The sequence below is a fragment of the Arthrobacter crystallopoietes genome, assembly GCF_017603825.1.
GTDB lineage: Bacteria > Actinomycetota > Actinomycetes > Actinomycetales > Micrococcaceae > Crystallibacter > Crystallibacter crystallopoietes_B.
In genome coordinates, this window is sequence record NZ_CP072014.1 from 1,141,305 (window position 1) to 1,165,115 (window position 23,811).

At 64.9% G+C, this 23,811-nt stretch carries 23 protein-coding genes, 1 tRNA gene and 1 other RNA gene; 10 read left to right on the forward strand and 15 right to left on the reverse strand.

Annotation, left to right across the window (positions count from 1 at the left end):
- Nucleotides 1–151: 151 nt before the first annotated feature.
- From J5251_RS05320 to J5251_RS05335, 4 genes are all read left to right on the forward strand, one after another.
- The gene (locus J5251_RS05320; RefSeq protein WP_208575419.1) at nucleotides 152–544 is read left to right on the forward strand and encodes an MmcQ/YjbR family DNA-binding protein; all 393 of its coding nucleotides are present in this window, start codon (nucleotides 152–154) and stop codon (nucleotides 542–544) included.
- The gene (locus J5251_RS05325; RefSeq protein ID WP_208575420.1) at nucleotides 541–1,083 is read left to right on the forward strand and encodes a hypothetical protein; all 543 of its coding nucleotides are present in this window, start codon (nucleotides 541–543) and stop codon (nucleotides 1,081–1,083) included. Before J5251_RS05320 ends, J5251_RS05325 begins: the two co-directional genes overlap by 4 nt.
- Nucleotides 1,084–1,085: 2 nt before the next feature.
- On the forward strand, nucleotides 1,086–1,637 hold the full coding sequence (locus tag J5251_RS05330) for a DUF1990 family protein (RefSeq protein WP_244250801.1): 552 nt from the start codon (nucleotides 1,086–1,088) through the stop codon (nucleotides 1,635–1,637).
- A gap of 65 nt (nucleotides 1,638–1,702) precedes the next feature.
- Entirely contained in the window at nucleotides 1,703–2,023 is a 321-nt protein-coding gene (locus J5251_RS05335) for a putative quinol monooxygenase (RefSeq protein ID WP_139003962.1), read from the forward strand.
- Nucleotides 2,024–2,034: 11 nt separating this feature from the next.
- On the opposite strand, the gene J5251_RS05340 is transcribed toward J5251_RS05335, so the two are convergent.
- From J5251_RS05340 to purS, 4 genes are all read right to left on the reverse strand, one after another.
- On the reverse strand, nucleotides 2,035–3,246 hold the full coding sequence (locus tag J5251_RS05340) for a serine hydrolase domain-containing protein (RefSeq protein ID WP_244250802.1): 1,212 nt from the start codon (nucleotides 3,244–3,246) through the stop codon (nucleotides 2,035–2,037).
- A 322-nt stretch (nucleotides 3,247–3,568) separates the two neighbouring features.
- Nucleotides 3,569–5,959, reverse strand: coding sequence for a phosphoribosylformylglycinamidine synthase subunit PurL (gene purL, locus J5251_RS05345; RefSeq protein WP_244250804.1), 2,391 nt, complete (start codon nucleotides 5,957–5,959; stop codon nucleotides 3,569–3,571).
- Entirely contained in the window at nucleotides 5,959–6,741 is a 783-nt protein-coding gene (gene purQ, locus J5251_RS05350; RefSeq protein ID WP_208575422.1) for a phosphoribosylformylglycinamidine synthase subunit PurQ, read from the reverse strand. Before purQ ends, purL begins: the two co-directional genes overlap by 1 nt.
- Nucleotides 6,741–7,013: a phosphoribosylformylglycinamidine synthase subunit PurS gene (gene purS / locus J5251_RS05355; protein ID WP_139003965.1), complete on the reverse strand. Its 273-nt coding sequence runs from the start codon at nucleotides 7,011–7,013 to the stop codon at nucleotides 6,741–6,743. The genes purQ and purS overlap by 1 nt, the downstream gene beginning before the upstream one ends.
- Nucleotides 7,014–7,204: 191 nt before the next feature.
- Here purS and J5251_RS05360 point away from each other — a divergent pair, with 191 nt between their 5' ends.
- Nucleotides 7,205–7,375: a hypothetical protein gene (locus J5251_RS05360; protein WP_208575423.1), complete on the forward strand. Its 171-nt coding sequence runs from the start codon at nucleotides 7,205–7,207 to the stop codon at nucleotides 7,373–7,375.
- 75 nt (nucleotides 7,376–7,450) lie between these two features.
- Here the strand turns inward: J5251_RS05360 and J5251_RS05365 are convergent, their stop codons facing one another.
- Together J5251_RS05365 and J5251_RS05370 are read right to left on the reverse strand one after the other, a co-directional pair.
- Complete coding sequence (locus J5251_RS05365; RefSeq protein WP_139003966.1) at nucleotides 7,451–8,017, reverse strand: hypothetical protein; 567 nt, start codon at nucleotides 8,015–8,017, stop codon at nucleotides 7,451–7,453.
- A 4-nt stretch (nucleotides 8,018–8,021) separates the two neighbouring features.
- The gene (locus tag J5251_RS05370; protein ID WP_208575424.1) at nucleotides 8,022–8,981 is read right to left on the reverse strand and encodes a 3-methyladenine DNA glycosylase; all 960 of its coding nucleotides are present in this window, start codon (nucleotides 8,979–8,981) and stop codon (nucleotides 8,022–8,024) included.
- Between the two features lie 334 nt (nucleotides 8,982–9,315).
- On the opposite strand from J5251_RS05370, the gene J5251_RS05375 reads away from it, so the two are divergent.
- Entirely contained in the window at nucleotides 9,316–12,360 is a 3,045-nt protein-coding gene (locus J5251_RS05375; protein WP_244250805.1) for a S8 family serine peptidase, read from the forward strand.
- A gap of 83 nt (nucleotides 12,361–12,443) precedes the next feature.
- Here the strand turns inward: J5251_RS05375 and J5251_RS05380 are convergent, their stop codons facing one another.
- Nucleotides 12,444–12,887 (reverse strand): MarR family winged helix-turn-helix transcriptional regulator, encoded by a 444-nt coding sequence (locus J5251_RS05380; RefSeq protein ID WP_139003968.1) that lies wholly within the window; start codon nucleotides 12,885–12,887, stop codon nucleotides 12,444–12,446.
- Between the two features lie 98 nt (nucleotides 12,888–12,985).
- Between J5251_RS05380 and J5251_RS05385 the strand changes: the two genes are divergently transcribed.
- Both J5251_RS05385 and J5251_RS05390 read left to right on the forward strand, forming a co-directional pair.
- Nucleotides 12,986–13,195: a hypothetical protein gene (locus tag J5251_RS05385; protein WP_074700100.1), complete on the forward strand. Its 210-nt coding sequence runs from the start codon at nucleotides 12,986–12,988 to the stop codon at nucleotides 13,193–13,195.
- A gap of 51 nt (nucleotides 13,196–13,246) precedes the next feature.
- Complete coding sequence (locus J5251_RS05390) at nucleotides 13,247–13,465, forward strand: hypothetical protein (RefSeq protein ID WP_208575425.1); 219 nt, start codon at nucleotides 13,247–13,249, stop codon at nucleotides 13,463–13,465.
- A gap of 93 nt (nucleotides 13,466–13,558) precedes the next feature.
- On the opposite strand, the gene J5251_RS05395 is transcribed toward J5251_RS05390, so the two are convergent.
- From J5251_RS05395 to ehuB, 5 genes are all read right to left on the reverse strand, one after another.
- A complete protein-coding gene (locus J5251_RS05395) occupies nucleotides 13,559–14,845 on the reverse strand; it encodes an aspartate kinase (protein ID WP_139003970.1) in 1,287 nt (428 codons plus the stop codon).
- A gap of 252 nt (nucleotides 14,846–15,097) precedes the next feature.
- Nucleotides 15,098–15,943 carry an ectoine/hydroxyectoine ABC transporter ATP-binding protein EhuA gene (gene ehuA, locus J5251_RS05400; protein WP_139003971.1) on the reverse strand — a complete coding sequence of 282 codons (846 nt, stop codon included), beginning with the start codon at nucleotides 15,941–15,943 and terminating at the stop codon, nucleotides 15,098–15,100.
- A complete protein-coding gene (gene ehuD, locus J5251_RS05405; RefSeq protein ID WP_139003972.1) occupies nucleotides 15,927–16,580 on the reverse strand; it encodes an ectoine/hydroxyectoine ABC transporter permease subunit EhuD in 654 nt (217 codons plus the stop codon). Before ehuD ends, ehuA begins: the two co-directional genes overlap by 17 nt.
- Nucleotides 16,577–17,308 (reverse strand): ectoine/hydroxyectoine ABC transporter permease subunit EhuC, encoded by a 732-nt coding sequence (gene ehuC / locus J5251_RS05410; RefSeq protein ID WP_139003973.1) that lies wholly within the window; start codon nucleotides 17,306–17,308, stop codon nucleotides 16,577–16,579. The genes ehuD and ehuC overlap by 4 nt, the downstream gene beginning before the upstream one ends.
- Nucleotides 17,309–17,317: 9 nt before the next feature.
- Entirely contained in the window at nucleotides 17,318–18,244 is a 927-nt protein-coding gene (ehuB, locus tag J5251_RS05415) for an ectoine/hydroxyectoine ABC transporter substrate-binding protein EhuB (protein WP_139003974.1), read from the reverse strand.
- 329 nt (nucleotides 18,245–18,573) lie between these two features.
- Here ehuB and J5251_RS05420 point away from each other — a divergent pair, with 329 nt between their 5' ends.
- Nucleotides 18,574–19,353 carry a GntR family transcriptional regulator gene (locus tag J5251_RS05420; RefSeq protein WP_208575426.1) on the forward strand — a complete coding sequence of 260 codons (780 nt, stop codon included), beginning with the start codon at nucleotides 18,574–18,576 and terminating at the stop codon, nucleotides 19,351–19,353.
- Between the two features lie 6 nt (nucleotides 19,354–19,359).
- On the opposite strand, the gene recR is transcribed toward J5251_RS05420, so the two are convergent.
- The 3 genes from recR to ffs form a co-directional block, all read right to left on the reverse strand.
- A complete protein-coding gene (gene recR / locus J5251_RS05425) occupies nucleotides 19,360–19,956 on the reverse strand; it encodes a recombination mediator RecR (protein ID WP_139003976.1) in 597 nt (198 codons plus the stop codon).
- 22 nt (nucleotides 19,957–19,978) lie between these two features.
- Nucleotides 19,979–23,407, reverse strand: a complete 3,429-nt coding sequence (locus tag J5251_RS05430) for a DNA polymerase III subunit gamma and tau (RefSeq protein ID WP_208575427.1) — start codon at nucleotides 23,405–23,407, stop codon at nucleotides 19,979–19,981.
- 63 nt (nucleotides 23,408–23,470) lie between these two features.
- An RNA gene (gene ffs, locus J5251_RS05435) (signal recognition particle sRNA small type) lies at nucleotides 23,471–23,566 on the reverse strand.
- Nucleotides 23,567–23,703: 137 nt separating this feature from the next.
- Between ffs and J5251_RS05440 the strand changes: the two genes are divergently transcribed.
- Nucleotides 23,704–23,788, forward strand: a tRNA-Ser gene (locus tag J5251_RS05440).
- Nucleotides 23,789–23,811 lie beyond the last annotated feature (23 nt).

Consider the following 23,811-nt stretch of genomic DNA (forward strand, 5'->3'; position numbering starts at 1 on the left):
GGGCAACGCGCCCCCAACAGGGCGTGCCGCCGTCGTACTCTTGTCAACCATCCTCCCATCAAAGACTTGGACCGGACTTGGAAAGCCGGACTTCTCCATAGGCGGTCCGTCAATCTTCCTGACCCCGGCCGCCGGCGGTAGGCTCGATGGGGTGGACGGATCAACGCTGCGCGGCATGTGCCTGGACCTGCCGGGCGCCTTCGAGGACTTTCCCTTCGGGCCCGAGGCCTCGGTGTTCAAAGTGCGCGCCCGCAGCGGCCCCGCGAAGATGTTTGCGCTCTCGGACCTGGGCGCGGACCCGCTGAGCATCAGTCTCAAGTGCGAACCGGCGCTGGCCGAGCAGCTGCGCGCCGCCCATCCGGAGATCACCGGCGCGTACCACATGAACAAAACGCACTGGAATGGCGTCCGCTGCGACGGCGACCTGCCGGATGACATGATCCGCGACATGATCGAGGACTCCTATGACCTGGTGGTGGCAGGTATGCCCCGCCGTGACCGGGAATCCCTGGGCTGGACCAGACTCGCGCGGGAGGAAGCGTGATCTCCCAGGACCTGCTCGATGAACTGTGGGACTTCTCGGATCCGAAGGGGTCGGAACAGCGGCTGCGGGCGGCGGACACCAACAGGTTTGCGCTGCGTACCGACCGCAACGAGCTGGCCACCCAGATCGCCCGGGCCCTCGGGATGCAGTCCCGGTTCGCGGAAGCGCTGCACCTGCTGGAGCGGATTGACGACGGCGAACCGGTGGTCCTGGCCCGGATCCTGCTGGAACGCGGAAGGATCCTGAACGCAAGCGGACACCGGGCGGAGGCCGTGGGCCTGTTCGAAGACGCAGCGCACTTGGCCGCCGAGATCGGACAGGACTTCATCGCCGTGGACGCCATGCGGATGGTCGGTCAGGCGGACCCCTCGCTGGCCGAGGAATGGGCGGAAAGCGGGCTGGCAGTGATCGCCCGCAGCCAGGATGCGCGGCTGGAACGCTGGGCCAGGGACTTCCACACGGATCTGGGTGATGCAATGTACGACGGCGGTGCTGGCCAAGGTGCGCCCGGCCGCTCCCAGCAGCGTCGGGACAGCTGACAATGACGATGAAGGACGACAGGTTCGACGTGGATGCAGAACTGACCTACCCCGAGCACGGCTGGACGCAGAGCAGCCGAGCGCCAGGGGGCTACCGGATTGCCCGGCATCGTGTGGCCGTGGGCGCGGGACAGGACGCGTTCAACCGGCTGGCTGAGGGCATTCTGGGGTGGGAGCTGCACCGGCTGGCCGGGCTCAGCGTCAGGGCCGAGGCTCCCCGGGCAGCGGCGGACGTTCAAGTGGTGCCCGGCTTCGGTTTCGGGAAATTGCGGCTGGCGGCGCCGTGCAGGGTTGTCTGGGTAGAGGAAGGCACCACACGTGCCGGGTTTGGCTACGGTACATTGCCCGGCCATCCGGAAACGGGAGAAGAGAGTTTCGTGGCGGTGCTCGACCCGGACGGCCAGGTGTATTTCGAGTTGTTCGCCTTCAGCCGGCACTCTAACTGGTTCTACAAGCTCGGCGGAGCGGTTGCCTCGGCCTGCCAGCGATTGGTCACCGGCCGGTATCTGGCAGCGGCACGAAAACTGGCTTCCGGCATGTCGAAGGATGCGTGAAAGGATGAAAGGACAGTTCTGATCGGAGCCGTGGCCGGCTTCGCCCAACAGGAAGGCAACAATCCGTGATCTTTATTGTGGTCAAGTTCAAGGTCAAGCCCGAGTTTGCAGACCAGTGGCCGGAGCTCGTCCGGGAGTTCACTGAAGCTACGCGGGCGGAGCCGGGCAATCTGTGGTTCGACTGGTCCCGTAGCGTAGACGATGCCAACGAGTACGTCCTGGTGGAAGCTTTCCAGGATGACGCAGCCGGCACGCACGTCAACAGCGAGCATTTCAAGAAGGCGATGGCCGAACAACCGCAGTACCTGCAGGAAACCCCGCGGATCATCAGCCGCCAGATCGACGGCGACGACTGGGACCAGATGGGCGAAATGACCGTCGCCTGATCCAGGCTGAACTACGGGTCAGGGGTTCCGGCCGGGGCGTATAGTTCCCCAATCAATTCGCGGGCAATGGCCGCGGCCGGATCCCGCCCATCCGCTGCGGGTGCCAGGTTCGTCCACACCACCAGGGTCAGATCGTTGCCCGGATCATGCCCCGCGAATGAGTTGAAGCCTGGCAGCTCGCCGGTGTGGCCGTACAGCTCGCCGAACTTCGCTATCGCCAGGCCGTACAGCAGCGAGTTCGGGTCGTCCGGGTTCACCGGCTGGAGGCTGTCCAGCCGGGTCTTCTGCATTTCCTCGTTCAGAATGCCGCCACCGGCGAGGGCTTCTGCCCAATCCGCCAGGTCGCCCGCCGTTGACGTTCCCTGTCCGGCAGCCCACGTCCACGAGGCGTTCTCGTCTGTGACATCCTGCGGTTCCAGCGTTCCCTCCTGCGCCTGCGCGATCAGGTCCGCCGGCAGCTTGGTGCTCGCGATGGTCATCACGTTGTTCATGAACATGTAGCCGCGCGGGTGCGGTGAAGGGATGGGTGTGGAGTCCGACGGCGGAAAGGTCGATTCAGTCAGATCAAGCGGTTCGAGGATGCGGTCCTGGACGATCTCCGCCAGTGGTTTGCCGTCGAGCTCCTCGGCAATCAGGCCGAGCAGCACGGTGTTGGTATTCGAGTAGTGGTAGCCCTCGCCCGGAGGGAAATACACCGGCAGCGGCAGCGCGATGTCCAGCAGTTCTTCCGGTGTCCAGACTCGCTCCGGGGTCTCGTCGAGGGCCAGGTTGAGTTCGTAGGACTCCGAGTAGTTGTAGAGGCCGCTGCGCATGTTGAGCAACTGCTCGATGGTGATGTTCTCGCCGTTCGGCACGTCATCCCTGTACTTAGATACCGGGTCATCCAGCTTGAGCTTGCCTTCCTGGACCAACTGCAGGATGACCGTTCCCGTCCAGGTCTTGGTGATTGAGCCGATCCTGACGTGGTCCTCCAGCATGACAGGTTCGCTGCCGTCCAGTGCGTCCGTGCCGTAGGTGAAGGTGAGCTCGTCCTCCGGCGTCCGCAGCAGCATTACGGCGCCCGGAACCAGCAGTTCACCGGCCATGCTCTCGAAGATCCCGCGAAGCCTTTCCCCATCCACCGGCCGCAGGGTGGTAGCGGCAACTTCCACCGACTGGGTCTTCGACGTCGCCCCGCCTGATGCTTCCGCCGGCGTCACCGGCTCAGCCTCCACCGTCTCCATCGACTGCGGCGGGCCTCCCGACGTGCACCCAGTGGCGCAGAGGAGGGCGGCCGCTGCAAGGCAAAGGGCGGGAAACAACTTACCGCGGGAACGGTTTCTGGGGCTGGATGATCGGGGCATGACAGACTCCGGGTTGAAGTTTTCCGCCCCCGCTTCGGCTTGGCCGCAAAGCGCGCCAAGCGCTACCGCCAAGATACTCCCTTTGGCCGCCGGGCAGAATAGCTGGGAGCCCGGCCCTGGCGAAAACACCGAAGAAGCAGCTGATGCCCTCCCCGGAAGCGGGAAGGACATCAGCTGATCAGCGGATCGGAAGGAGGAGAACCTACGCGAAGTACTTCGGCAGGGTGCCCTCGTGGGCTTCCTTCAGCTCGGCCAGCGGAAGGGAGAACTGGTCCTGGAAGTCCAGTGCCTGGTTCTCGGTGTCCACCACGCCGATACGGATGTGCGCGAAACCGCGGGCGCTGCACATGTCCTTGAAGCGGACCTCTTCGCTGCGGGCCACGCTAACGACGGCGCGTGCCTGGCTTTCGGAGAACAGTGCGGTAAACAGGTCCACACCATCGCGCTCGCAGACCTCGCCCAGACCGATGCGGGCGCCGACGCCGAAGCGCAGGGCCATGTCGGACAGGGCAGCGGCGAGGCCGCCCTCGGAGAGATCGTGCGCGGCATCGATCATGCCGTCACGGGAAGCGTTGATCAGCAGTTCAGCCAGCAGCTTCTCGGCAGCCAGATCCAGTGCCGGCGGCTTGCCGCCCAGGTGGCCGCGCAGGTTGGCCCATTCGGAACCATCCAGCTCGTCCTTGGTGACGCCCATCAGGTAGATGGCCTGTCCGTCTTCACGCCAGCCGGAGGGAGTGCGCCGGGCGACGTCGTCGAAGCGGCCCAGCACGCCCACCACTGGGGTGGGGTGGATGGCCACGCCGCCGGTCTGGTTGTACAGCGAGACGTTGCCGCCGGTCACCGGGATGCCCAGTTCCTGGCAGCCGTCGGCCAGGCCGCGGACGGCCTCGGCGAACTGCCACATGACCTCAGGGTCCTCGGGGGAGCCGAAGTTCAGGCAGTCCGAGACGGCCATCGGCACAGCGCCGGTGGTGGCGACGTTGCGGTAGGACTCGGCCAGCGCCAGCTGCGCGCCCTGGTACGGATCCAGGTAGGTGTAGCGGCCGTTGGCATCGGTGGAGACGGCGACACCCAGACCTGTCTCTTCGTCCACGCGGATCACACCGGCGTCGTCCGGCATGGCCAGCGCGGTGTTGCCCTGGACGTAGCGGTCGTACTGGTTGGTGACCCAGTCCTTGGAGCACATGTTCGGCGAAGCCATCAGCTCCAGCACGGCGGCCTTGAGTTCCTCACCGGAGGCGGGGCGCTCGGCGGCGCTGCTGTTGAACGTGTCGGCCTGTACGCCGTCCAGCCACTCGGGGCGGTGGTACGGGCGGTCGTAGACCGGGCCTTCGTGCGCCACGGTGCGGGGGTCGACGTCGACAATTTTTTCGCCGTCCCACTCGATGATCAGGCGGCCGGTATCGGTGACCTCGCCCAGCCAGGAGTACTCGACGTTCCACTTGTCCATGATTGCCTCGAACGCGGCGACGTTCTCCGGCGTCACCACGGCCATCATGCGCTCCTGCGACTCGGACATGAGGATCTCGCCCGGGGTCAGGGACGGATCCCGCAGCAGCACCGAGGTCAGTTCAACATGCATGCCGCCGTCGCCATTGGAAGCCAGCTCCGAGGTGGCGCAGGAGATGCCTGCGGCGCCGAGGTCCTGGATGCCCTCCACTACGGAGGACTTGAAGAGTTCGAGGCAGCACTCGATGAGCACCTTCTCCGCGAACGGATCGCCCACCTGCACGGCGGGGCGCTTGGCCGGCTTGCCGTCGTCCTCGAAGGACTCGGACGCCAGCACCGAGGCGCCGCCAATGCCGTCGCCGCCGGTGCGTGCACCGAAGAGGACCACCTTGTTGCCGACGCCGGACGCGTTGGCCAGGCGGATGTCCTCGTGGCGCATCACGCCCACGGCCAGCGCGTTGACCAGCGGGTTGCCCTGGTAAACGGAGTCGAAGACCACCTCGCCGCCGATGTTCGGCAGGCCCAGCGAGTTGCCGTATCCACCGATGCCGGCCACGATCCCGTGGACCAGACGCGCGGTGTCCGGGTGGTCGATCGCGCCGAAACGCAGCGGATCCATCACGGCTACCGGGCGGGCACCCATGGAGATGATGTCGCGGACAATGCCGCCCACACCGGTCGCGGCGCCCTGGTACGGCTCCACGAAGGACGGGTGGTTGTGGGACTCAATCTTGTAGGTCACGGCCCAGCCGTCACCGATGTCCACGACGCCGGCGTTCTCGCCGATGCCCACCATCAGGTGCTGCTTCATGTCCTCGGTGACCTTCTCGCCGAACTGGCGCAGGTGGACCTTGGAGGACTTGTAGGAGCAGTGCTCACTCCACATCACCGAGTACATGGCGAGCTCTGCCGCGGTGGGGCGGCGGCCCAGGATCTCGACAACCCGGTTGTACTCGTCTTCCTTCAGGCCCAGTTCGGCCCAAGGCAGCGCGGTGTCAGGGGTCTCCTCCGCGTGCTTGACGGTGTCGATGTTGAACTTGCGTCCTTCAATATTCTCGACGGCGTGCGCGATGTCGCCGAATTCCGCGTGCTCGTTCCTCGCCTCGTCGGCGGATTCCAAGCGGGCGTCCACTCGTTCACTCATTACTTGGCACCTGCCACAATCTTCGTCAGTACAGAGGTGAAAATTCCCAGTCCGTCCGTGCCGCCGCCGAGCTCAACATCGCCGAATGCGGAGGAGTCCGGGCCGAAGCCGGCTTCCACGGCGTGCTCGGGGTGCGGCATGAGGCCCACAACGTTCCCGGCCGCGTTGGAGATGCCGGCGATGTCCCGGCGCGAACCGTTCGGGTTTACGTCGACGTAGCGGAAGACCACGCGGCCTTCGCCCTCGAGCTCGTCCAGCGTCTTTTCGTCCGCGACGTACTGGCCGTCCTGGTTCTTCAGCGGCACCACAATCTCGGAGCCCGCCGCGTACTCGGAGGTCCACGCGGTGTTGCTGTTTTCCACGCGCAGCTTCTGGTCGCGGCAAAGGAAGTGCAGGTGGTTGTTCTTGATCATGGAACCGGGCAGCAGGTGTGCCTCGGTCAGGACCTGGAAACCGTTGCAGATGCCCAACACGGGCAGCGGGTTCTGCTTCGCCTTCGAAGCCTCGGCAACCTGCTCCATCAGCGGGGCGAAGCGGGAAATGGCGCCGGCGCGCAAATAGTCGCCGTAGGAGAAACCGCCGGGAATTACGACGGCGTCAACGCCCTTCAGGTCATGGTCGCCGTGCCAGAGGCTGACGGCCGTACCGCCGGCGATGCGGACCGCGCGGGAAGCATCCCGGTCATCCAGCGTGCCGGGGAAGGTGATGACGCCAATGCGGGCACCGGACAAGCCGCTGTCGGGCACGGGCGAGAAGTCGCCGATCAGGGGAGTTTCAGTCATTACTCGCCGGCTCCGATGGTGGCCTCGACAATGACCTCAACGCGGGTGACGTCTTCAATCACGGGGTTTGACAGCAGGGTGGTGGCCGCGTGGCGGGCCTGCTCCAGGATCTCCGCGGTCACTTCGCCGTCGACGGTGAGCTCAAAGCGCTTGCCCTGGCGGACCTCGCTGAAGCCGGTCTGGCCCAGTCGTTTCAGCGCGCCGGCAATGGCTTTGCCCTGCGGATCAAGAATTTCGGGCTTGGGCATGACATCAACAACGATCCGGGGCATCCGGTAACTCCTGTGCTTGGAATCTGGCTCTTCAACGAAGCGAGGCGCGCGGAAACCGTGCCGTCTCACGCTGATCCAGCGCTCCGCGAGCTTGCATCCTTCATTCTACCGGCTTTGGCAAACCGCAAATTCTACGTGACCGCGGCCCCAAACCGGTGCCAAAAACGCGCACGTGCCCGTACGATTGCGCCATGGCCGAGAAACCCAAGTCCCTGCTCCTGCCCATCATGGCGGCGGCCATTGCCGGCGGCCTGGCCCGCACGGTGGTCCAAAAGTACCGCGCGGACAAGCAGGCCGAGCGTGCCGCCCACGAGGATCTTGCCCGCAGAGTCAGCGAGGCCGTGCGCAACCCCCGCCGCTAGCCGGCGCCCGCACAGCCAACAACGACGCCGCAACCCGGCTGCCGCCGTCGTCCTCCTTGCTCTTCGGCTGGCAGCCTAGACCGCTCCGCCGATCCCGCCGAGCAGCGCCTCCATGGCGTGCCACTCGGAGATCTTGCAGCCGTCGGTGAGGGAGAAGTGCTTATCCACCGGCTTCCCGTTGAGCGTTCCCGTAACGTGCGCCTGCTGCGGCCCGCCGTACTCCTGGGTGCAGATCAGATTCGGATCCGGCAGTCCGAAGAACACTTTCTCGCCGGCATTCGCCAGGGCTTCGCAGGCGGCTTCCGGCTCCCGCACCGTGGAACTTTCAAGCGGCTGCGAGTCTGCGCACTCAAGGGTCCGTTCCTGCACGGCATCGGACCCCGCAGAGGTCAACTCGATCCTCAAGGCGGCATCGACCATGGCTGTTCCTTCCTCTGGGCTGGTCGGCGGAGCGCTTCCCGGCTCCGAGGGGGATGGCGAACCCGGCTCCGAAGGCGAGGCGGGCGCCGTCGTTTGCGGCGGGGACGTGGTCGGAGGAGGTTCCTCTTCCGGCGGTGTGCACCCGCCCAGCAGCAGGGCCAGTGCCAGCGGCACGGCCAGCAGAGCCCGCGTTGCCCTTGTTGCAGCGCAATTGCCGTTCATGATCTCACCTGTCCATACGGTCCAGACTGTCCAAGTTGTCCAGCGCGGCCAGCAGCCGGCCACGCAGTTTTTGTGACTCTTCCGAGAAGCCGCGCTGGGCGGCGGCGTACTGGGCCCGGCCCTCGGCCGTTTCGATCCGGATCGGCTCGTAGCCCCAGGCGGTCAGATCGTACGGCGAGGCCTGCATATCCATTTCGCGGATCCGCCAGGACAGTTCAAAGCAGTCCATCACCAGTTCGCTCGGCAGGGCGGGGCTGAGTTTGTAGGCCCACTTGTACAGGTCCATGTTGGCGTGCAGGCAACCGGGCTGTTCCATGTCGCGCTGGTTCTCGCGGCTGGGCCGCAGCGTGTTCAACGGCGCGGCCTGGGGTGTGTAGAAGCGGTAGGCGTCGAAGTGCGAGCAGCCGATCCGGCTTTGTTCCACCACGGTGTCCGTCCCCTCGGCGCCGAGCCGCAGGTCCAGGTATTCGTGCCGCACCCCGTTGAGCCGGGACTTGTAGACCATGGCCCATTCGTGCAGCCCGAAGCAGGCGAACCGCGCCGGACGGGCGGCGGTACCGGCCAGGATGACCCGCGCGAAGGCGACGATCTCGGCCCGCTCCCGGCGGAACTTTTCGTGATCGAAGGTGACTGCGCCGGCGTCGTTAGCCAGGTCCTCGGTTGGCAGCCCCAGGACCCCGCGTTCCGCCGGGGACAGCGGGCGGTAGTACTTCCAGCCCTGCCGTTCCATTGCTGCGTCACCGGTCACGACGACGCCGGCGCCCGGGTGCCAGCGCAGCAGCTGCCCGGGTTTGTGGCTGTAGTAGGTGAAGAGGAAGTCCTCCACGGGATGTTTGCGCCCGGCCGAACGCCGCTGAAGGTACGGCTCCGTAAAGCGGGCAGCCCTGCGCTGGTGCTCCTTCGCCCGGAGCAGCCACTCCTCCGGCGCGAGGACTTCCGGCCGGACCAACTGCCTTTGCCACATGTATCCATTCTCGCAGGTGTGCGCCGCCTGTATCACTACGCCTATATCACTATCCCGGGCGCGGCGCTACACTCAGATCACGGATTGGTGGCGCCGTGAAGGAAGTAATTCGGAAATACCTGAAAGGCTTCTTTGAGAAAAATTTCTGCTGTATTTTGAGCTCACGGGCCCGCCAAAGTGACTCCGGTCACGCCGTTGGGGGAAGGGGGCCGGCTTCAGAGCCGGATCGCACGCCGTCCGGTGAATCGTTTGTTTATCGGAGGGCGGGCAGCCTGGCGGGCCTGCGGAGCGGATCAAGTTGGTTCGGTCCACAGGATGAAAGGCGTTCCTTCTCATGACCATGCAAAGCAACAGCTTTGTGCGGCGGCGCAGCATCCGCGCCGCCACAGCACTCGCACTGGGGCTGCCTCTGCTACTTTCCGGCTTGGCCGGACCGGCCGCAGCAGCGCCACCCGCCATATCCACCACGATTCAAAACTCCCCGCTGGCGGAAGTGCCCGAGCTCTACCAGGACGGGCACTACATCGTCATGCTCGAAGCGCAGCCAGTGGCAACGTACGACGGCGGGGTGGCGGGTATCGCTCCCACCAAACCGGAGAAGGGCCGCAAGCTTGACGTAGGCAACGCCAACGCGAAGAAATACCAACAGCACCTGAAGAAGAGGCAGCAGGCGGTAGCGGCCGAGGAGGGCGTAGAGATCCGCAAGAGCTTCACTACCGCGGTAAACGGATTCGCTGCGGACCTGACCGGCGTGCAGGCGGCCGCGCTCGCCAAGACTCCCGGCGTACTGGCCGTCGCCGAAGACGAGCAGCACCATCCGGTCTACTCCAGCGTGGATTATCTGGGGCTGTCCGGGGAGAAGGGCGTCTGGAACGAGCAGTACGGGTCGGAGAAGAACGCGGGCAGGGGCACCGTGGTCGGCGTGATCGATACCGGCTACCACCCGCAGAACGAATTCCTTGCCGGCGGGGAAGTCGCGCCGCTCAGGGGCAAGCCGAAGGTTGGGGTGCCCTACCTGGACGTCGAGGGCAAGATCGCCATGCTCAAGTCGGACGGCTCCACCTTCATCGGCGAATGCCAGCCGGGTGCGGCCGGCTCGGGGTTCACCGGCACCGAATGCAACAGCAAGGTCCTGAGCGCGCGCTACTACGCCGATGATTTCCTCAAGTTGGTGCCGCCGGAAAACCGGCATCCGAAGGAGAGCATTTCACCTCTGGACCTTGACAGCCACGGCACCCACACGGCCTCAACGGCCGCCGGCAACAGCGGTGTGAAAACCGAGGTGGACGGCCGGGACTTCGGCACCGGCTCCGGTGTGGCGCCGGCAGCTAAGGTCTCCGTCTATAAAATCTGCTGGCAGGACAACAACACGGCGACCGGCGGCTGCTACTCCTCGGCCGCCATTGCCGCCATCGAGCAGGCCATCAAAGACGGCGTGGATGTGCTGAACTACTCCATTTCCGGCAACAACAACTCGGTGATCGACCCGGTGTCGATGGCCTTCCTGAGTGCGGCGGAAGTCGGCATCTTCGTCTCCGCTGCGGCCGGCAACGCCGGCCCGGCCGACACCACCGTGAACCATAGTGCCCCGTGGCTGACCACCGTCGCGGCCAGCACGTTCTCCAACGAGCTGCAGGGCACGGTGGAACTCTCCGACGGCACCAAGTACCGCGGTACTTCGATCATGAGCTCCGAACTGGGGCAGACCGCGCTGGTCCTGTCCAAGGACGCCGGAACGGCCGCGGCCAAACCGGAGGACGCGGCCTTGTGTACCCCCGGTTCCCTGGACCCGGCCAAGGTCCGCGGCAAGATCGTCATCTGCGACCGCGGCGTCATCGCCCGCGCCGAGAAGTCGGTGGCGGTGAAGCAGGCCGAAGGTGTGGGCATGGTCCTGGTCAACACAGTGCCCGGTTCCCTGGACCTCGATCTCCATGCCGTGCCGACGGTCCATATCGGAGACCCGGGCATCAAGGACAAGGTTGCCCAGGACCCGTCACTTACTGCCGCTCTGGTTGATTCGGATACCACCGGCCTGCCGGACAGCCCGGTGCCGCAGGTGGCGGCCTTCTCATCGCGCGGCCCCTCCACAGCCGTCGGATCGGATCTGCTCAAGCCGGACGTCGCGGCTCCGGGCGTCAACGTGCTCGCCGGCGTCTCGCCTGTTGAGGGCGAGGAGAATTTCGGCTTCATGTCCGGAACCTCGATGGCCGCACCACACGTTGCCGGTTTCGGTGCCCTGCTGCTGGGCAAGAATCCGCTGTGGTCGCCCTCCACGATCAAGTCCGCGCTGATGACCACGGCCGGCGATCTCGTGAACGAGGACGGCACAACGAATACGGACAACTTCGCCACCGGTGCCGGTCAGGTGGACGTCCGTCGGATGGCGGATCCGGGGCTGGTCTATGACTCGGGCGTCGAAGACTGGTACGGCTTCCTGCAGGGTGCGGTGGGCGACATCGGGCTGGACGAAGACCTCGCCATCGAGGCCAAGGACCTGAACGTGCCCTCGATTGCGCTGGGGTCGCTGACCGGTGAAGTTTCCGTGACCCGCTCGGTGACGGCCCTGAAGTCCGGGACCTACCGGGCCAGCGTGGAGCTGCCGGGTATCGAAGCCACGGTGGAGCCCTCGGTGCTGAGGCTGCGGAAGGGCCAGGAGGCCTCCTTCACCGTGACCTTCAAGAACGACGGCGCAGCGTACGGCGAGTTCGCAATGGGCGAGTTGGCGTGGCAGGACGGCAGGCATTCGGTGGCGTCGCCGATCGCCATCCGGCCCGTGGCCGTGCTGTCGCCCGAGACCGTGGTGGTCGATTCGGTCGCGGGCGAAGGCTCGGCGTCCATTGAGGTCACCTCCGGAACCGACCAGCCCATCGACGTCGCGGTGGAGGGCATGGCGAAGGCCAATGCAATCACCGCTGAGCGGACGGCGGATCCGAATGCAGTCACCGCCAAGAGCGCGATTGTCGCCAGTCTGGTGGTCCCCGAGGGCGCCACCATGGCCCAGATGTCCATCAACGCGGCGGTTCCCACCGCGGACTGGGACCTCTACGTGATCACTCCCGCCGGTGAACAGTTGACCCAGGCCACGGCCAATTCCAGCGAGACCTTGGTGCTGAACCAGCCGAAACCCGGCACATACCGGGTGATCGGGCATCTTTGGGGCACCTCCGATGGTGCTACTACAAGTACCGGAACAGTTAATACGGTGGCCCTGTCCGGCGATGCGGGCAACCTAACAGTAAGCCCGGACCCGTTGGAACTGCCCAACGGGGAAACAGGTTCTGTTGAGGCCAGCTGGGCTGGCCTGGGAGCAGGCAGTTGGGTTGGCCTAATCCGGTTCGGCGACAGTGCCAGCACTGCACTGACGGTGAACGTCCCGTAAGGGCAGCGGCCGTACCGATAAAGCGGTACCAACAACAAAGCAGGTGGAGGCCCGCGGGAAACCGCCGGCCTCCACCTGCAGTGTTAGTGCGCGGCGGCAATCAGATCCCGCATGGACTCGTTGAGCGCCACCAGCTTCTCGCGGTCCAGGCCGAGCCGCTGCAACATGGTGCCCGGCACCGCCAGGGCATCTTCCCGCAGGGCTTTACCTTTGACTGTCAGTCCAATGGCCAGGGCGCGTTCGTTTCCCGGTACCCGGTCGCGGGTGATCAGTCCGGCTGCTTCGAGCCGCTTGAGCATCGGCGAGAGCGTGGCGGGCTCCTGGGCCAGGACTTCGCCCAGATCCTTGACCATCCGGGGGCTCTCTTCCCACAGTGCCAGCATCACCAGGTACTGCGGATGGGTGATGCCGAGTTTTTCGAGGACCGGCTTGTATGCGCCGATCACACTGCGCGAGGCTACCGACAAAGCGAAGCAGAGCTGGTGTTCGAGCAGCAGGTCCTCGTCCCGCTGTACGGCTGCGGTCATCCGGATCACACCCCTTCAAATAGTTAGCGCACTAAGTGTTAGCCTATGCTGGAAGCAGGAATCGTTCCAATCCGCAGTGCAGACGTAAGGGGGCCCACATGGCCGGCAAGAAGAACTCGGTGCAGAGGTTCATGAACATCACCGGCAAACTTCGTGTGATCTTCGGCCCCGCGCAAAAGAGCGGCGTGGACCATCCCATGACCGAGGACAACCGGCGCCTGCTCCAGGAACGTGAAGCGGATGCGGCGCAGTGGGAAACCGTCCGCCGGGCGGACGGCAGTACCTACATCGTGCCCAAAAAGCAGTAGAAGTCGTACACTGGTCATACGGATAACAGCCTCGTCAAGAAGGTGATTCAGATGGCTGAGAATTCGCGCTTCCTCCGCACATTCATGCGTATAACCGCGGAGGCCGCCAAAGTGTGGGGTCCAGCAGACCGGATCGATTCTGATACCCCAGTGGTCCACAGGCACGACGACGCCGAGAAGGCCTCGGAAGAGCAGCTTGCGGAAATCGAAGTGGAGCGGGACGCGGAAGGCCATGCCTATGCAATCCGCAAACGCCACAACGTGGCCTGAGGCCAAATCTGCCAAATAGCCAAAAAGAAAGACCGACGGTGGTTCCCGTGCATGCGGGACAGCCGTCGGTCTTTCTTTTTGGTCAGTGCCGGATTAGCGCCCGGTGCCGCCGTACACGGTGGCCTCGTCCTCGGAGTCCAGGCCGAAGGCCGCATGGACGGCGCGCACGGCGGTGTCCAGCAGGTCGGCGTGGGTGACGATCGAGATACGGATTTCGGAGGTGGAGATCATGTCCACATTCACGCCCGCTTTGTGCAGGGCATCGAAGAACTTGTAGGAAACGCCGGGGTTGGAGCGCATGCCCGCACCGATCAGGGAGAGCTTGCCCACCTGGTCGTTGTAGTCGATGCTGTCGAACCCGACTATGTCCTGGGAGGCCCGGAGCGCTTCCAGGGCTTCCTTCCCTTCCACCATGGGAAGCGTGAACGAGATGTCCGTCTTGCCGGTTCCCTTGGTGGAAACGTTCTGCACGATCATGTCGATGTTGGAGTGGGCGCCGGCGACAATGCCGAACAGCTCTGCCGCCTTGCCGGGGATGTCGGGCACGCCGATGATGGTGACCTTGGCTTCGGAACGGTCATGGGCCACTCCGGAAATGATGGGCTGTTCCATGGGTTCTCCCTCTTGGATCTTGATCTTGTCGTCGGGGTTGGGCAGCACCCAGGTCCCTTCATTAGTGCTGAACGACGAGCGAACGTGCAACGGGACACCAAAGCGGCGGGCGTATTCCACGCAGCGCAGGTGCAGGATCTTGGAGCCGGAGGCCGCCATTTCCAGCATTTCCTCGCTGGAGATCTCGTCGATCTTCTGCGCATTGGTGACAACGCGGGGATCCGCGGTGTAGATGCCGTCGACGTCCGTGTAGATCTCGCAGGAATCGGCGTTCAGCGCCGCGGCCAGTGCCACTGCGGTGGTGTCGGAACCGCCGCGTCCCAGCGTGGTGATGTCCTGGCTTTCGCGGCTCATGCCCTGGAACCCGGCAACGATGGCGATGTCGCCCTTTTCCAGCGCCGTCTTCACCCGGTGCGGGGAGACATCGATGATGCGGGCTTTGCCGTGGATGGCATCGGTAATCATGCCGGCCTGGCTGCCGGTGAAGGACTGCGCCGTGGCGCCCTGCTCCTGGATGGCCATGGCCAGCAGGGACATGGAAATTCGTTCGCCGGCGCTCAGCAGCATATCCATCTCGCGTGCGCTGGGGGCGGAGGTAACCTGGTCAGCAAGATCAAGCAGCTCGTCGGTGGTGTCGCCCATCGCGGACACAACAACCACAACTTCGTTGCCGGCAGCCTGCGTGTCGACCACGCGCTGGGCAACCCGCTTGATGCCTTCGGCGTCCGATACTGAGGAACCACCAAACTTCTGCACTATCAAGCTCATGCGCTCTCTAAACAACTCCTGGATTGGGGCCCACCGGCAGCCTGGCACGGTAGGCAATTGGGAAATCTGCCGATGCATACACGTCGGCTGCAGACGCACTCGGCAAGGAAAGTCTAGCGCCGCGGAGCTATCCGCGGTGAATAGATTTGAACAAACAGGCCAGTGTGACCTTCGGAAAATCAGGAACAACGACGGCGGCAAGCTGGCTTACGCACTGCAGTCGCCGCCGTCGTTGGTTGGGTTGTATCGGTGTCAGTGCGTGCCGATCTGGCCTTCACCGGTGCCGAGTACGGCGCGTAGGAAGGCCTTGGTGCGCTCGTGTTCGGGGCGCGTGAACATGACTTCCGGCGGCGCTTCCTCCACAACCCGGCCCCCGTCGAACATCATGACGCGGTTGGACACATCGCGGGCGAACTGCATCTCATGCGTGACTATGAGCATGGTGATGTCGGTGGTGTCGGCGATGTGCTTCAGGATGCCGAGCACTTCGCCGACGATTTCCGGGTCCAGCGCCGAGGTGACCTCGTCCAGCAGCAGGATGTCCGGATCCATGGCCAGTGCTCGGGCGATGGCAACGCGCTGCTGCTGGCCGCCGGAAAGCTGCAGCGGATGGGCGTTGGCCTTGCCCGGTAGCCCCACGCTTTCGAGCAGTTCCATGGCGCGCTTGGTGGCGTCAGCCTTGGACTGGCCGAGCACGTGGACCGGCGCCTCGATGATGTTTTCCAGCACTGTCATGTTGGGAAACAGGTTGAACTGCTGGAAGACCATGCCGATGCGCTTGCGGATCTGCTTCTGGGCCTTGTCGCTGCGGGCTACCCGCTTGCCGTCGCGCAGCTCGTGCGTAAGCGGCTCGCCGTTGATGTAGATGTAGCCGTCACTGAGGCTTTCCAGCGTCATGACCAGGCGCAGGATTGTGGTCTTGCCCGAGCCGCTGGGCCCGATCAGGGTGACGCGGTCGCCCTTGGCCACCTCGAAATTGAGGTCCTTGAGGACCACGTTGTCGCCGAACCGCTTCTCCACATTCTCGAACCTGATGGCCGGAACGGCGGCCGCGGAGCCGTTACCGGCCGCGGTGTGGGGATCAGTAGTTGTAGGCAAGGCGCTTTTCCAATCTGGAGATGAGCAGGGAGGTCGGGTAGCTGGCGAGGAGGAAAATCACGCCGGCCAGGGTGATTGCCTCCATATATCTGAAGTTGTTGCCGCCGAACGTGAGCCCGGCCCGGACCATTTCCACCACGCCGATGGTTAGCAGGAACGGGGTGTCCTTGAACATCGAGATGGCGTAGTTTCCCAACGCCGGGATCGTTGCCCGCAGGGCCTGCGGAACGATAACGGCAGTCCAGGTTCGCCGCTTGGACATGGACAGCGCGGTGGTTGCCTCCCACTGGCCCTTGGGTACCGAGTCGATGCCGGCCCGGTAGACCTCGGCCATGTAGGTGGAGTAGTGGATGCCGAAGACCACGATGCCGATGGTCAGCGGTTCGACGGTCAGGAAGGTCCAATACGCGAACAGCAGCTGCACCACGATCGGCGTCATCCGGATGAAGTCGCCGATGAAAGTGATGACGGCGGCAATCGGTTTCGGCACCGACATGCGCAGGATCGCGATGAAGAGTCCGAGCACGGCCGCGATGGCGGTGCTCAGCACAGTGACAATCAAGGTGACCTGGACGAAGGCCAGGAGCAGTTCGGGCAGTACCGCCCAGGCGGCGTCCCAATCCCATAAGCCGTTCATGCTTTCAGGCCTCCTTCCGCTGCGGCGGTCTCCGGGGTCTTCGGGGTCAGCGCCTCGCGCAGCGATTCGCCGCGGCCGAGGCGGTGCTTGGCCCGTACCTCAAGAGCGTTCATGATCAGCGTCAGGATGTACGCGATGACGAAGTAGATCACCAGGCTCACGCCGTACGCGAAGAAGGTGTCCGTCTGCTCGCGCAGTTGCTCGGTGTGGTAGGTCAAGTCCGCAAGGGTGATGAAGCTGACGATCGCCGTGCCCTTGAGCATGTGGATGAGGTAGTTGGTCAGGGAGGGAATCATCAGGGCCCACGCCTGCGGGAAGATGACACGGATCATCTGCTGCGACTTGGACATGCTCAACGCCGTGGTGGCTTCCCATTGCCCTGTCGGAACCGAATTGATGGATCCGCGCACTACCTCGGCCGCGTAGGCGCCGTAGTTCAGCCCGAGGCCGAGGATGCCGCAGACCATGGCCGGCAGCTCCAGCCCCAGCTGCGGCAGAACGAAGAAGAAGAAGAACAGCTGGACTACCAGCGAAGTGCCGCGGAAAAATTCCATGATCGCCCGGCACAGGCCGCGGAGCACAATGTTGCGCAGCCGCGAGCCCAGGCCGAGGATCACGGCGATAACCATGGCCAGCAGGGCGCCGCCGAGGGTCAGCTGGAGGGTAATCCACAACCCGTCCAGGATTCTTGGCCACGCCTCTGCCAGCGCTTCGAAATTGCTTTCCATGGAAGTGGACTAGCCCAGTTCTCCGGAGCAGAGCTGCTCGGTGGTCAGATCCTTTGGCGGCAGGTTCTCGGCGGTGAAGCCGAAGTCGCCGACTACGTCCACGTAGGTCTCTTCGGACTCGGTGATCTTGGCCAGCTCGGCGTTGTAGGCTTCCAGCAGTTCCGTGTCGCCTTGGCGGAAGACCGTGGCACCGGCGCCGATCTGCTCCACGCCGTCGATGACCTGGACAAATGGCTGCGTCACTTCCACTCCGGCATCCGGGTTCTTGTCGGCCAGCCAGTTCAGGGAGATAGCCGTCATGGCGAAGGCGTCAGCGCGGCCCGCCGCGACGGTGTCCATGCCGTCCTGGGCATTGCCAACGGACTGGACATCCAGGCCCAGCTTGTCGGCGTAACCGGCTTCGATGCCGCCGGAGAGCACTGCCAGCTTGATATCCTCGCCGCCTTCTTCAGCCGCGACAACCGAATCCAGGTCCGTCAGGTTCTTCGGGTTACCCTCCTGGACCATCAGCGCAGTGGTGTACATGATTTCCGGGTCGCTGAAAGCGGCCTGCTCGCAGCGCTCCGGCAGGATGGACATGCCGGCACTGACAACGTCGAACCGGCCTGCATTCAGACCCGGGATCAGTGCGTCCCAGTCCACCAGGAGTGCTTCAACGTTCTCGACGCCGAGCTCGCTGAAAATCTTCTCGTGCATGGCAATGGTCGCGCCTGTGGGCTTGCCGCCTTCCTGGAAGGAATACGGGGCCTCGCCCGCGATGCCAACGGTGACCGTGCCCGACTCCTGGATTTCCGCCAGCGTGTTGCCTGCAGCCGGGCTTTCCCCGCCGCCGCCGCCCTGCTCGATCTGTCCGTCGCCGCAGCCGGCCATCAGCACCAGCGCCAGCACGCTCCCCGCGGCCATTGCCGCCCGGGACTTAGTAGTACGAGCGTTCATCATGTTCCTCTTTCGGTCGTGAAATGGGCGAAGCCACCCGGTCTACGCACGTGCGCACCCAGCCGACCCGACCCGAATTTGGGATGACTGAGGTCAACGCTAGTAATTTTCGCCACCACATACAATCTGCAAGTCTGCATGTATGATTGTCGACAGCAGTGCGATCCGGAGTATTTCGCCCCGGTTACGGGCTAAAATCCGCGTACTTCCGCGGATGTCGGCCCTCACACTTATACTGATTACGATTTGGCCACGATGCGGATTCATCCCCAACCTGTGCACTGTGCAGGAGTAATCCGGCGCCAAACGCAAGACACGTAAGGACCCAGATGCCCCATCCCTCTGCACACCGCAACGCGCCGGCCGTCCTGAGAGTGCATCGTCCCTCGACCGTGGACCTGATCGCCACGGAACTGCGTAACGCCATCTATTCCGGTGCGCTGGCCGTGCGTTCGCCGCTGCGCGAAGTAGAGATTGCCCGGCAGCTTGGCGTAAGCCGCAGCCCCTTGCGGGAAGCCGCCCAGCGTTTGGTCCAGGAAGGGCTGCTGACGGCCAAGCCGGGGCAGGGGATGCGCGTGGCGGTGGTCGGCGAAGACCGGCTGGATGACCTGTTCGAGGCCCGGGTCGCGGTGGAGAGCCACGCGGCCAGGATGATCATCGATAAGCACGACGACGCCGCCGTCGCCAAGGTGCAGCGCGCTTTCGAGCACCTGCTGCAGGCGGCGGAAGGCAATGATGCCCGGGCCATCGGCGACGCGGACCTGGATTTCCACTTTGCCCTTGTCGACGCCGCGGGCAACGCGCATTTGAGCCGCTACATGTCAACGCTCGTCGCGGAGACCCGGCTGGCGGCCTTCAGCAGCAAGCGCGGCTATATCGTGCGTAAGGACATTACCCAATCGCACCATGGCATCATGGCGGCCCTGCAGGACTGGGACGCCGAGGCCGCGGCCGATGCCATCAGGGAACACATGGTGGAAGCAGTGGACCGGCTGACCGGCGTGCTCGAAGAGCGGGGTGTTCACGTGGAAACGGTCACCGAGGAACCCGCTCCCGCAGGAGCCTACGCGCTGGGGCCGATCACCCAGCCGCTGACGGAGCTTTCCTAAACTTGGCTAACTGAGCTGGCGCCGGCCTTCGAAGGCACGGCCCAGCGTCACTTCGTCGGCGTATTCCAGGTCTCCGCCGACGGGAAGTCCTGAAGCCAGCCGGGTTACCTTGATATCGAAGTCCTTGAGCAGCCGCGCGACGTAGGTTGCTGTCGCCTCGCCCTCCAGATTCGGATCCGTGGCGATGATGATTTCCTGAACCCGGCCATCGGTGAGCCGGGTCAGCAGTTCCCGCATCCGCAGCTGATTAGGGCCGACGCCGCCGATCGGATTGATGGCTCCGCCGAGCACATGGTAGCGGCCCCGGAAGGACCGGGTGCGCTCAATGGCGACGACGTCCTTCGACTCTTCCACCACACAGATTTGGGTGGGATCCCGTCGGGGATCACGGCAGATGTTGCAGGTCTCCTCCTCGGAGACGTTGCCGCAGATCGAACAGAACTTCACCCGCTCCTTGACGTTGGTGATGGCCTGCACCAGTTGCTGCATATCGGCCGGATCGGCTTCCAGGATGTGGAAAGCGATGCGCTGGGCCGACTTTGGTCCAATACCGGGGAGCCGGCCAAGCTCGTCGATTAGCTCCTGGACGGCACCTTCGTACACTGAACCTCAATCTCCAAACAGTTTAGGAACCGTCGAGGCTCTGCTCCTCAATCAACCGCCCGCCCAGTATCCGTTCAATGGCGGCGCGGCCTACCAAGCCCGAGTCTTCGATGGCTAAGTCATCTTCACTGGGAATGTCCTCGACGTGACTCAAGTTTAGGCCACTGCCGCCCCTGCTGCCGAAGCCGGGCCCGGCGGGAGCGCCGGCGGGCCGGCTCTGCGCTTCGGCAGCTCTGGCCTGGTTCAGCAACCGCTGGTACCGGCTCATGGGTTTGTTGGGATCCGGTGCAGCAGCCGTGTCAGGCGTCTGGGCTGAAGTTGGAACAGCAGCCGGCGACGGCGCGGGGGCTCGGGACGCTGCCGGGGCCTGCGGGGATGCTTGGGCCGCGGCAGGCGGCGATGGCTGCGCGGGGACCTGCGGCCGCCTTGGCTCGAAGTCCGGGCTGGCGTCCCATTCTTCCGACGGCGGTTCCTCATCCGAGAAGGGAATGTCGTCGTAGGGAGACTGAGGCACATTCGGCGCAGCAGGCTTTTCAGGCTGCGGCCCACTGGTTGCAGGATGCTGTCCGTTGTGGGCGGGGGCTTGCGGCGCAGATGCCGCGCCGTATGCCCGGGGCGGTTCCCATACCGTTGGCCTGGCGGCTTCAGGCTGCCCCTGGGCAAGGTGGCCGAATACCGGCCGTTCCCCGGGCGCCGGCGGCGGTACGGCCACCGGTTCCGCTGCTGCAACTGGACGGGATGACGCAGCGGACGGTGCGCTTGCGGCGGACGGGGCGCTCTGCGCGGAGGCGCTGCTGGTAGCCGACGTACTGCTCTGGATTGACGGTGCGCTTTGTGCGGACGCGGCACTGGTTCCAGACGGACTGCTGGCGGGGGACGGGGCGCTCTGGGCGGACGTTGCACTGACCCCCGACGGTACGCTGCCCGCCGATGGCGCACTTTGCCCCGATGCCATGCTGCTGGCGGAGGCCGCGCTCTGAGCAAAAGGTTCGCTGAGCGCCGATGGAGTCCTGGCGGGGAGTGTGGTGGTTGCGGTAGCCGCACTCGCTGACTGAATACCGGCGGAGGCGGAGTGCGCGTCCGGAATGGGAGCCACGGGTCCCCACACATTGCCGGCGTTCTGCGCAGGAACTGCCTGACCGTTCTGGGCAGGGCCGGTGGCAGTAACAGCCCTGTTCTGGTCGGCATTCTGCGCCGGGGCAGGGGCCACAGCCGGCGCGGCAGGGGAGGCGGCGGCGGGCATGGCCGGTGCGGGCGCGTTCATGCTCCGTGGTGCCGCACCGTCTGCCGGCGGCTGCCAGCTAGTAGGTACTTTTGGGGCGGGTTCACCCGCTGCCCGGGCTGAGCCTCCGGCCGTAACGTCGATTGCACAATCGACGCCGAGCACCTTGAAGATGCATTGCCTGAGGATTCCGGCGTTCTCCTGCTTGCTGCTGAAGGCATTCATCGCGCCGGAGTTCGAGAAGGCCACTGTCAGCGTCCGGCCATCGAAACCGGCAAGCGAGGTGTGCGGTTCGACTGTCATCCAGAGGAACTTCTTCTCGGTTTTCAGGACATCCATGATTTCCGGCCACGCACGGCGGAACATCTCCACTGATCCGGTAGCGCCAGAAGCAGCAGGGCGCTGTTGGGATGCAGCGGCCGGGGAACCCGATTGTGCCGGCGCGGGAGCTTGGTGGGCTGTCGGTGCACCCGGCTGTGCCGCGGGTCGCGGGCCTGACTGCGCTGGGGAAGAGGGGCCTGCTTGTGCTGCCGCGGGTACAGCTGGCTGGCCTGGCGCAGGTTGTTGTGCCGGTGCCGGTGCCGGAGCTGGCTGGCCTGCTGCTGCCTCCTCTGTAGGAACCGTAGGAACGGCAGGCGCGGGGGTGGCGGGTTTTGCCGGTTCGGGCTCGGGAGCCGCGCCCCAGGTGCCGCCCCAATCACGCGAGGCCGGCCGCTCTTCTGGCTGCGGCGCGGCAGGAGCCGGGGAGGCGGCGGGTGTCGACTGAGGACCAGCCTGCGCAGTTTCCTCGGCCGTTGGTTGCGGCTGCTGCCGCGGTTCCTCCGAGGGCTGGATAGGAGTGGGAGCGTTTTGGATCGAGGGCTGGACGGGGGCCGGCGAGGGCTGCGATTCCGGTGCCGGTTCCGCTGATGGCGCTGGTTGGGTGCGGGCGGCGCGAAGCGCTTCCCGGACCTGGGCCGCCCCGCTGACGCCTTCGGCACTTGATACGGAAGGCGCGGACCCGGCGTCGTAATTGGTTTCCGCGGCGGGCGGAGCATGGTTGGGCGCTCCGGCGGGAAGCTCGCCGGCATACGCGAGCCGGCGTTCGATCCGGTCCACGCGGGCCGCGACGCCTCGTTCGGCCTGGTCGGCGACTGGCAGCAGGATGCGGGCGCAGAGAAGTTCCAGGTGCAGGCGCGGCGACGTGGCACCGGTCATCTCGGTGAGCGCCTGGTTGGTGATGTCGGCGGCGCGGGAGAGTTCGGAGGAGCCGAGCTGGTTGGCCTGGGTCTGCATCCGCGCGATCTGGTCTTCGGGCACACCACGGAGGATGGCGTGGGCGCTCTCCGGCATGGCCTTGACGATGATCAGGTCGCGGAAGCGCTCGAGCAGGTCCTCGACGAAGCGACGCGGATCGTGGCCGGTCTGCACCACTCGGTCCACGGCGCTGAATACGGTGGAGGCGTCCTGGGCGGCAAAGGCGTCGACGACGTCGTCGAGCAGCGAGGCGTGGGTGTAGCCGAGCAGCGAGACGGCCAGTTCGTAATCCAGCCCTTCCGGTCCGGCGCCGGCCATGAGCTGGTCCAGCACGGAGAGCGAATCGCGCACCGAGCCGCCGCCGGCTCGGACGACGAGCGAGAGCACGCCGGGGGCTACCGGCACGTTTTCCTGGTTGCACAGCAGTTCCAGGTACTGCATCAGCGGCTCCGGCGGCACCAGCCGGAACGGGTAGTGGTGCGTGCGCGAGCGGATGGTCCCGATGACCTTGTCCGGCTCGGTGGTGGCGAAGATGAACTTGATGTGTTCCGGCGGCTCTTCGACGATCTTCAACAGGGCGTTGAAGCCGGCCGAGGTGACCATGTGGGCCTCGTCGATGATGAAGATCTTGTAGCGGTCCCGGACCGGGGCAAAGGTGGCGCGTTCGCGCAGGTCGCGGGCGTCGTCCACGCCACCGTGGGAAGCAGCGTCGATCTCGATGACGTCCAGGCTGCCCGGGCCGCCGCGGCCGAGCTCGACGCAGGAATCGCATTGTCCGCAAGGGGTCGGCGTCGGGCCTTGGGCGCAGTTGAGGCAACGGGCCAGGATCCTGGCGGAGGTGGTCTTGCCGCAGCCGCGCGGGCCGGAGAACAGGTAGGCGTGGTTGACGCGGTTCTTCTGCAGAGCGGCCATCAAGGGATTGGTGACATGCTCCTGCCCAATAACGTCCGCGAAGGAATCGGGGCGGTAACGACGGTAGAGGGCTGTACTCACGATAAGAACCCTATCGGTTGCGGCTCGTACTTTGCATCAGGCATCCCGGCGCTGGGGATGGACGTAAAAGACCCCTCATGCACCTGCCAGAGCCCGCTTACCCTTGCTACCTTCCGGTCCTGGGGGAGTTCACAGGATGACACCACATGAGGGGCCGTCCAATAGTCTACCCGAGATGGACGGGTGGCCGAAAATCGGTCCTGCGCGGAAGGGCCGGTAGTGATGTGCATCGCGCGATTCGCCACTTTCGGAAGCCGTCAGGTAGTCTTGTACCTGCTCTTGTTGAGCAAACATCTGGAGGATTCGCCTAGCGGCCTATGGCGCACGCCTGGAACGCGTGTTGGGTTCACGCCCTCGGGGGTTCAAATCCCCCATCCTCCGCGGATAGGAAAAAGTCCCGCCCC